Source organism: Pseudomonas sp. LBUM1673 (assembly GCF_059695645.1).
On sequence record NZ_CP166780.1, the window covers coordinates 6,769,873 to 6,777,476 of the forward strand.

At 55.6% G+C, this 7,604-nt stretch carries 7 protein-coding genes; all 7 read right to left on the minus strand.

From position 1 onward, the window contains the following. Positions 1 to 14: 14 nt before the first annotated feature. On the minus strand, positions 15 to 659 hold the full coding sequence (gene rsmG / locus ACA044_RS30950; RefSeq protein WP_497444609.1) for a 16S rRNA (guanine(527)-N(7))-methyltransferase RsmG: 645 nt from the start codon (positions 657 to 659) through the stop codon (positions 15 to 17). Beyond that, complete coding sequence (mnmG, locus tag ACA044_RS30955) at positions 656 to 2,554, minus strand: tRNA uridine-5-carboxymethylaminomethyl(34) synthesis enzyme MnmG (protein WP_007903012.1); 1,899 nt, start codon at positions 2,552 to 2,554, stop codon at positions 656 to 658. Before mnmG ends, rsmG begins: the two co-directional genes overlap by 4 nt. A gap of 551 nt (positions 2,555 to 3,105) precedes the next feature. Continuing rightward, positions 3,106 to 4,476: a tRNA uridine-5-carboxymethylaminomethyl(34) synthesis GTPase MnmE gene (mnmE, locus tag ACA044_RS30960; RefSeq protein WP_497444610.1), complete on the minus strand. Its 1,371-nt coding sequence runs from the start codon at positions 4,474 to 4,476 to the stop codon at positions 3,106 to 3,108. Between the two features lie 78 nt (positions 4,477 to 4,554). Further along, the gene (gene yidC, locus ACA044_RS30965; protein ID WP_038980411.1) at positions 4,555 to 6,243 is read right to left on the minus strand and encodes a membrane protein insertase YidC; all 1,689 of its coding nucleotides are present in this window, start codon (positions 6,241 to 6,243) and stop codon (positions 4,555 to 4,557) included. A 2-nt stretch (positions 6,244 to 6,245) separates the two neighbouring features. After that, the gene (yidD, locus tag ACA044_RS30970) at positions 6,246 to 6,491 is read right to left on the minus strand and encodes a membrane protein insertion efficiency factor YidD (protein WP_052966011.1); all 246 of its coding nucleotides are present in this window, start codon (positions 6,489 to 6,491) and stop codon (positions 6,246 to 6,248) included. After that, complete coding sequence (gene rnpA / locus ACA044_RS30975) at positions 6,484 to 6,885, minus strand: ribonuclease P protein component (protein ID WP_038983561.1); 402 nt, start codon at positions 6,883 to 6,885, stop codon at positions 6,484 to 6,486. The genes yidD and rnpA overlap by 8 nt, the downstream gene beginning before the upstream one ends. Positions 6,886 to 6,901: 16 nt before the next feature. After that, on the minus strand, positions 6,902 to 7,036 hold the full coding sequence (gene rpmH, locus ACA044_RS30980) for a 50S ribosomal protein L34 (RefSeq protein WP_003213577.1): 135 nt from the start codon (positions 7,034 to 7,036) through the stop codon (positions 6,902 to 6,904). Positions 7,037 to 7,604: the final 568 nt, after the last annotated feature.

Sequence of the window (7,604 nt, forward strand, 5' to 3'; positions counted from 1 at the left end):
GCTTGTGTTCCCAATCATGCCGTGCGGCGCAGTATCAGCAGATGGCGTTGGCCTTGGCAACCGGGTACGGCCAAGGCGTGTTCGCTATCGAGGTAGAAGTCTGCCGGCAATGCTACCAGCTCATCGGCGGGATGAACGCCCTTCATTGCCAGCCAACGTGTATCGGCATCGCCCAAATGGCGAGTCCAGTTGCTGAAGTTCTCCATGCTGCTGAACGCCCGGGAAATAATCCCGTTGAACGGCAGCTCAGGCTGGAAGGCTTCGACGCGGCTGTGGATAACTTGCAGGTTATCCAGTTTGAGCTCGAGTTTGACCTGGGTCAGGAAGCGGGTTTTCTTGCCGTTGCTGTCCAGACAGGTCACTTGGGACTCTGGAAACAGGATCGCCAACGGAATCCCCGGCATGCCGCCACCGCTGCCAACGTCCAGCCAGCGTCCGTTTTCGATGAACGACATCACACTCAAGCTATCGAGCAAGTGACGGGAAACCATTTCGTCCGGATCGCGCACGGCGGTCAGGTTGTAAGCCTTGTTCCATTTGATCAACAAGGCCAGATAACCCAGCAGCAGAGCGTGCTGGGTTTCAGTCAGTGTGACACCAAGCTGGCGAGCACCTGTGGATAACTCTTCTGCATGTTGCGAGGTAACCAACGAACTCAAGCGCTTTGCTCCAACTGACGGCCCGCGCCGCGTTTTTTCAAATGAATCATCAACAGCGAAATCGCTGCCGGGGTCACACCCGGAATACGCGACGCCTGGCCCAGGGTCTCTGGACGGGTCGCACCGAGCTTGCTCTGGATCTCTTTCGAGAGACCGGAGATGTTCGTGTAATCGATATCCACAGGCAGTTTGGTGTCTTCGCTGGCCCGCAAGCGTGCAATTTCATCCTGCTGACGATCGATGTAACCGGCGTATTTTGTCTTGATTTCGACCTGTTCGGCGACCTGTGGATCTTCTGCGCCCCCACCGGTCACCGCAATCAGACCAGCGTAGTCGATTTCCGGACGGCTCAGCAGGTTGAGCAAATTGTATTCGTGGGTCAGCGGCGTGCCGAATTTTTCGGAAATCGCATCGCCCTGCTCGGTGCCCGGGCGAACCCAGGTGCTTTTCAGGCGCTGCTCTTCCAGATCGATGCTTTCGCGTTTCTTGCAGAAAGCCGCCCAACGCACGTCATCCACCAGACCCAGTTCGCGACCTTTCTCGGTCAAGCGCAGATCGGCGTTGTCTTCGCGCAGAATCAAACGGTATTCGGCGCGAGACGTGAACATCCGGTACGGTTCCTGGGTACCCAGGGTAATCAGGTCGTCGACCAACACACCGATGTACGCCTCATCGCGACGTGGGCACCAGGCGTCTTTGCCCTGAGCACGCAGCGCAGCGTTGGCTCCGGCCAGCAAACCCTGGGCGCCGGCTTCTTCGTAACCGGTGGTGCCGTTGATTTGCCCGGCGAAGAACAGACCGCCGATCACTTTGGTTTCGAGGCTGTACTTCAGGTCACGTGGATCGAAGTAGTCGTACTCGATGGCATAGCCCGGGCGAACAATGTGCGCGTTTTCCATGCCGCGGATCGATTGCACAATCTGCAGTTGCACGTCGAACGGCAGGGAGGTGGATATCCCGTTGGGGTACAGCTCGTGGGTGGTCAGGCCTTCTGGCTCGATGAAGACCTGATGGCTTTCCTTGTCGGCAAAGCGGTGAATCTTGTCTTCAATCGACGGGCAGTAACGCGGGCCGATGCCTTCGATCAACCCTGCATCGGAATACATCGGGGAACGGTCGAGGTTCGCGGCAATGATTTCGTGAGTACGGGCGTTGGTGTGGGTAATCCAGCAGCTGACCTGTTTCGGATGCTGCTCTTTGGAGCCCATGAACGACATCACCGGAATCGGTGTATCGCCTGCCTGCTCGGTCATCACCGAAAAATCCACAGTACGACCGTCGATACGCGGCGGTGTACCGGTTTTCAGGCGACCGACGCGCAGTGGCAATTCGCGTAAACGGTGAGCCAGGGCGATCGACGGCGGATCACCGGCGCGACCACCGGAATAATTCTGCATGCCGATGTGGATAAGTCCACCGAGGAAGGTGCCAGTGGTCAACACCACGGAATCCGCGAAGAAACGCAGGCCCATTTGGGTGACGACACCGCGCACTTGTTCCTGCTCGACAATCAGGTCATCAGCTGCCTGCTGAAATATCCACAGGTTCGGCTGGTTTTCCAGGGCTTCGCGGACAGCGGCCTTGTATAGAACCCGATCTGCCTGAGCGCGGGTTGCACGCACGGCGGGGCCTTTGCGGCTGTTCAATACGCGAAACTGAATACCACCTTTATCGGTAGCCATGGCCATCGCGCCGCCCAGGGCATCGATTTCTTTAACCAAATGGCTTTTGCCGATCCCACCAATGGCGGGGTTGCAACTCATGGCACCGAGGGTTTCCACGTTATGCGTCAGCAACAGGGTTTTTGCCCCCATACGTGCTGACGCCAGTGCTGCCTCGGTACCGGCATGACCGCCGCCGATGACGATCACTTCAAAACGGGAAGGGAAATCCACCACGCACCTCGTGCCTGCTTCAGTCAGGTAATCCGGAATAGTTTGAGCTCAGGTTTTTGGACCTGGTCGGCAAGTATAGGGACTTAGGCCTTCCTAAAGAACCCTTTGCACAAAATTTAACCAGCTGTGGAGAAGTCGGGGTTATAGAAATTAAAAAGAGAGAAATTTATTAAATCTTTGTTTTTATGTTTATTTCTACTGACCCACCTTTCTGTGGATAGATTTGTGTAGCCCTTTATTTTCAATGTGTACAGAGATTCAAAACCCTGTGGTCATGTGCCAAGGAGGCCCTTGGATAACCGGTGTAAGCCTGTGGATGAAAGAGATGGTTATCCACAGAGGCGGTTATCTTCAGTTTTCAGGCCTTGTTATCAACTGCCCTTAGCAGCAGTTATTCACAGGGCTTAATCCACAGAAAAGCCGCCGAATGAGCAAATCCCGGGCAAGGGAAATTCGCTCAATCGAAGAATTTGCTCGGCACTGGGGGGGAAATTTCAGAAAATGAGGGAACAGACAGGCGCGAATGGCCTGTCTGTGGACAGCTAAAGGGATTATTTACCGATACAGAAGCTGGAAAAGATCCTTCCCAGCAGGTCATCGGAGCTGAATGCGCCGGTGATTTCGCCCAAAGACTGCTGCGCCTGCCGTAAATCTTCGGCCAGCAGCTCACCGGCACCCGCTAACGTCAGCTGCGCACGGCCATGCTCAAGGGACGCACTCGCATGACGCAGTGCCTCCAGGTGACGCCTGCGAGCACTGAAGCTGCTTTCGGAGGTCTGCTCGTAACCCATGCAGGCTTTGAGGTGCTCGCGCAGCAACTCCAGGCCTTCGCCGGCGGATCTCGCACTGAGGCTGATAGTGACGTGGCCATCGTCACTGACTTGCAGGGCAATCGCTTCGCCCGTCAGGTCTGCCTTGTTACGGATCAGCGTAACTTTTGCCGGATCCGGGCGAGTTTCGAGAAATTCAGGCCACAAGGCAAATGGATCAAGGGCCTCGGGAGCCGTGGCATCGACCACCAACAATACCCGATCTGCCTCGCCGATGGCTTTCAATGCCCGTTCGACACCAATTTTTTCCACCTGATCATCGGTATCCCGCAGGCCGGCAGTGTCGACCACGTGCAACGGCATGCCATCGATGTGGATATGTTCGCGAAGAATGTCCCGGGTCGTGCCGGCAATCTCGGTCACGATCGCGGCTTCACGTCCGGCCAAGGCATTCAGAAGGCTGGACTTGCCGGCATTCGGCCGGCCGGCGATCACCACGGTCATACCATCACGCAACAAAGCCCCTTGGCCGGCTTCACGCAGCACTGTGGATAATTCGTCGCGCACTTTGTCGAGCATGCTCAGCACATGGCCATCGGCAAGGAAGTCGATTTCTTCTTCGGGGAAGTCGATGGCCGCTTCGACGTAAATGCGCAGGCCTATCAGTTGCTCGGTGAGGTTATGCACACGCTGGGAAAACGCACCCTGCAACGAGCGCAGGGCATTTCGTGCCGCCTGTGCAGAACTTGCCTCGATCAAGTCGGCGATGGCTTCGGCCTGAGCCAGATCGAGCTTGTCGTTGAGGAAGGCGCGCTCGCTGAATTCACCCGGCCGAGCCAGACGACAACCCAGCTCCAGGCAACGCTTGAGCAACATATCCAGAACGATCGGGCCGCCGTGGCCCTGCAGCTCAAGCACATCTTCGCCGGTGAACGAGTTCGGTCCCGGGAAATACAGCGCGATGCCTTCGTCCAGCACCTCTTCGTTTGCACTGAGGAACGGGCCGTAATGGGCAAACCGCGGCTTCAGTTCGCGACCGCTGATGGCTTTGGCCGCCACACTCGCCAGCGGCCCGGAAATACGGACGATGCCCACACCACCGCGACCTTGAGCGGTGGCGACGGCGGCGATGGTTTCACGAGGAACGCTCATAACCGGTATCCAGACAAAAGTGACAGATAGCAAAACGCCCCACTAGGGGGCGTTTTGAGTGGTTATCCACAGAGTAAGTTACGCCTCGGCTTTTTTGGTAGCCGCTTCGATCTTACGCGTGATGTACCACTGTTGTGCGATGGACAGCACGTTGTTCACAACCCAGTACAGCACCAGACCTGCCGGGAACCACAGGAAGAAGAAGGTGAAGATGATTGGCATCATTTTCATGACCTTCGCCTGCATCGGATCCGGAGGAGTCGGGTTCAACTGCTGCTGGATGAACATGGTTGCGCCCATGATGATCGGCAGAATGAAGAACGGATCCTTGATCGACAGGTCCGTAATCCACAGCATGAACGGCGCCTGGCGCATTTCCACGCTTTCCAGCAGAACCCAGTACAGCGAAAGGAAAACCGGCATCTGCACGAGGATTGGCAAGCAGCCACCCAGCGGATTGATCTTCTCTTTCTTGTACAGCTCCATCATGGCTTGCGACATTTTCTGCCGGTCGTCGCCATGTTGCTCTTTCAGCGCGGCCAGTTTCGGTGCCACTGCACGCATGCGCGCCATGGATTTGTAGCTGGCAGCCGACAGCGGGAAGAAAATTCCCTTGATCAGCATGGTCAGGAAGATGATCGACCAGCCCCAGTTACCGACCAGCGCGTGGATATGTTGCAGCAACCAGAAGATTGGTTGGGCAATGAACCACAGAATGCCGTAGTCGACGGTCAGTTCCAGACCTGGGGACAACTCTTTCAGGACAGCCTGGCTTTTCGGACCCGCGTACAGAACGGCACTGGTTTCGGCTTTCGCACCCGGCGCGACAGTCATTGCCGGGGCGGTATAGCCGATGATGTAGTTGCCTTTGCTGTCTTTACGGGTCTGGACGATGTTGTTTTCGCCCTTGACCGGAATCCACGCAGTCACGAAGTAGTGCTGCAACCAGGCAACCCAACCACCGGTGACGGTTTCTTTCAGCTGAGCCTTGTCCATGTCGCTCATCGACACTTTCTTGTACGGCTCGTTACTTGTCCACAGGGCGGCGCCCAGGTAAGTCGCGGTGCCGGTGGCGGTGCTGGAAGAAGGATCGGAGCTGGCATCACGCTTCAATTGCGCGAACATTGCACCGGACCAGGGTTGAGCGCTCTGGTTGTCGATCAGGTAGGAAACGGTTACGTCATACAGGCCACGTTTCAGCGTGAAACGCTTGATGTAGTTAACGCCGTCCTTGCTGAACTTCAGGTCCGCGACCAATTGGTCTTGACCGTCGGCCAGTTGATAAATCTTCTTCTCGGAGGAGTAAACCGGACGACCGGCAGGACTTGCGTCCGGACCGTTGGTGCCGATCAGGCCGCTCTGAGCCAGATAAGTCCGCTCGTTGCCGTTATCGAACAGCTGGAATGGAATTTCCGGATGGTCCTGGCGACGTGGATACAGCGGCAACGTCAACTGGGCAACATCTCCACCTTGTGGATCGATGGCCAGGTTGAGCACATCCGTTTTGATCTGGATGAGGTCTTTGCTTGCAGCTACTGGTGTTTCAGCAGGTGCAGTTGCACTGGTATCGCTTGCGGCGCGTGGAATGTCGTCACTGACAGAAGCATTATTGCCAGTCGCCGTATCCGGTAGGCCCGGTGCGGTAGTACTGGAAGCAACATTCTGAGTCGGCAGGGCAGCCTGGCCATAGTCCTGGTTCCATTTAAGGACCATAACGTAGGACACGATTGCCAGGGCGACGATCAGGATCGTGCGTTTGATATCCATGATTACTCGGCCATCGAAGAAGAACGGGAGGTAGGGATAGATGGAACCGGGTCATAACCACCGGGATTCCACGGATGACAGCGACCTAAACGACGAAAGGTCAGCCAGCCACCGCGCAGAAGGCCATGATTTTCTATGGCTTCATACGCGTAGCAGGAACAACTGGGGTAGAAACGACAGTGACTGGCCATCAGGGGACTGATGGCATAGCGATAAAACTGGATCGGAACGAGCGCCAGTTTACGCATCGGGACTGTCTACCCCTACAGTTTCGGTTTTGACTGCTGGTACCGGCTTGCTGCGTGCCAGACGTTTCCAGAGTTTGTCGAAATGCTGAATCAATTCGGGGCTTTCTACGTCACCCAAACCTTTGCGCGCGACGATAACAATGTCCCAACCGACCAGTAAATCCTGGTTCAGACGAAACGATTCGCGCATCAGACGTTTGAGTCGATTGCGCTCGACGGAGAGCTTTACGCTCTTTTTCCCGATAACCAGCCCGAGACGGGGGTGATCAAGATCGTTGTTGCGCGCAAGGAGCAGGAGATTTTTCCCCGGAACCTTGCCGGTAGGGGAGTCAAAGACTGCCTTGAAATGTCGGGGAGTAAGCAGACGCTTTTCCCGACTGAAGTCCTGACTCACCTCCAGTGCCGGATTATCAAACTGCCAGACGCGCACGACCTTTGGCGCGACGACGCGACAGGACGGCACGACCGTTCTTGGTAGCCATGCGAGCACGGAAACCGTGGGTACGAGCGCGTTTGATAGTGCTTGGTTGGAAAGTACGTTTCATTGTCGTGTTACCTGGTTCGTCCACAACGGGCCGGAATGGCCCCCGTTTTAAGAGACCGGGGATTCTAGAGAAAGCAAGCCTCTAGGTCAATTTCCAACCAGCGTTTCCTTATAAATAGATCTCCAGACGATTTGCTCGCCCGAAGGTCGTTCGCTAGATATAGAAATAAAGAAGGGAATTATTTAAAGCTTTTCTGTAAAGCTTATAAAAGCTAGGGACACGATCATCTGTGGATAACTACCTTAAGCCCTTCTAAACCGTGATGTACAGAGAATGACAACTACGGTGGAAAACGGTGGTCAGCCTGTGCTGCGCTGTCGGATAAGCTGTGTGTGGAAAGGCCAGTTATCCACAGGTCGGTTATCCACCGAGTTTCACCCCCACTTGTCCAGTGCCCTCATGGGCGGTTATCCACAGAGCTTATGCACATACCGTTGGTCTTCTTTTCGAGGGTTAACGCATTGATAAATCATGCCCTGTGCGCAACCTGCATGTGGATAAGTGGACGTCTGGTCGCTACAATGACCGCTTGTTTTTGCCTCACCGGCTTTCAACTTAGGGGATATCC

Coding starts and splice junctions, on each gene's coding strand:
- yidD (WP_052966011.1), bottom strand. CDS start 6,491: ATGCGTAAACTGGCGCTCGTTCCGATCCAGTTTTATCGCTATGCCATC.
- yidC (WP_038980411.1), bottom strand. CDS start 6,243: ATGGATATCAAACGCACGATCCTGATCGTCGCCCTGGCAATCGTGTCC.
- rpmH (WP_003213577.1), bottom strand. CDS start 7,036: ATGAAACGTACTTTCCAACCAAGCACTATCAAACGCGCTCGTACCCAC.
- mnmE (WP_497444610.1), bottom strand. CDS start 4,476: ATGAGCGTTCCTCGTGAAACCATCGCCGCCGTCGCCACCGCTCAAGGT.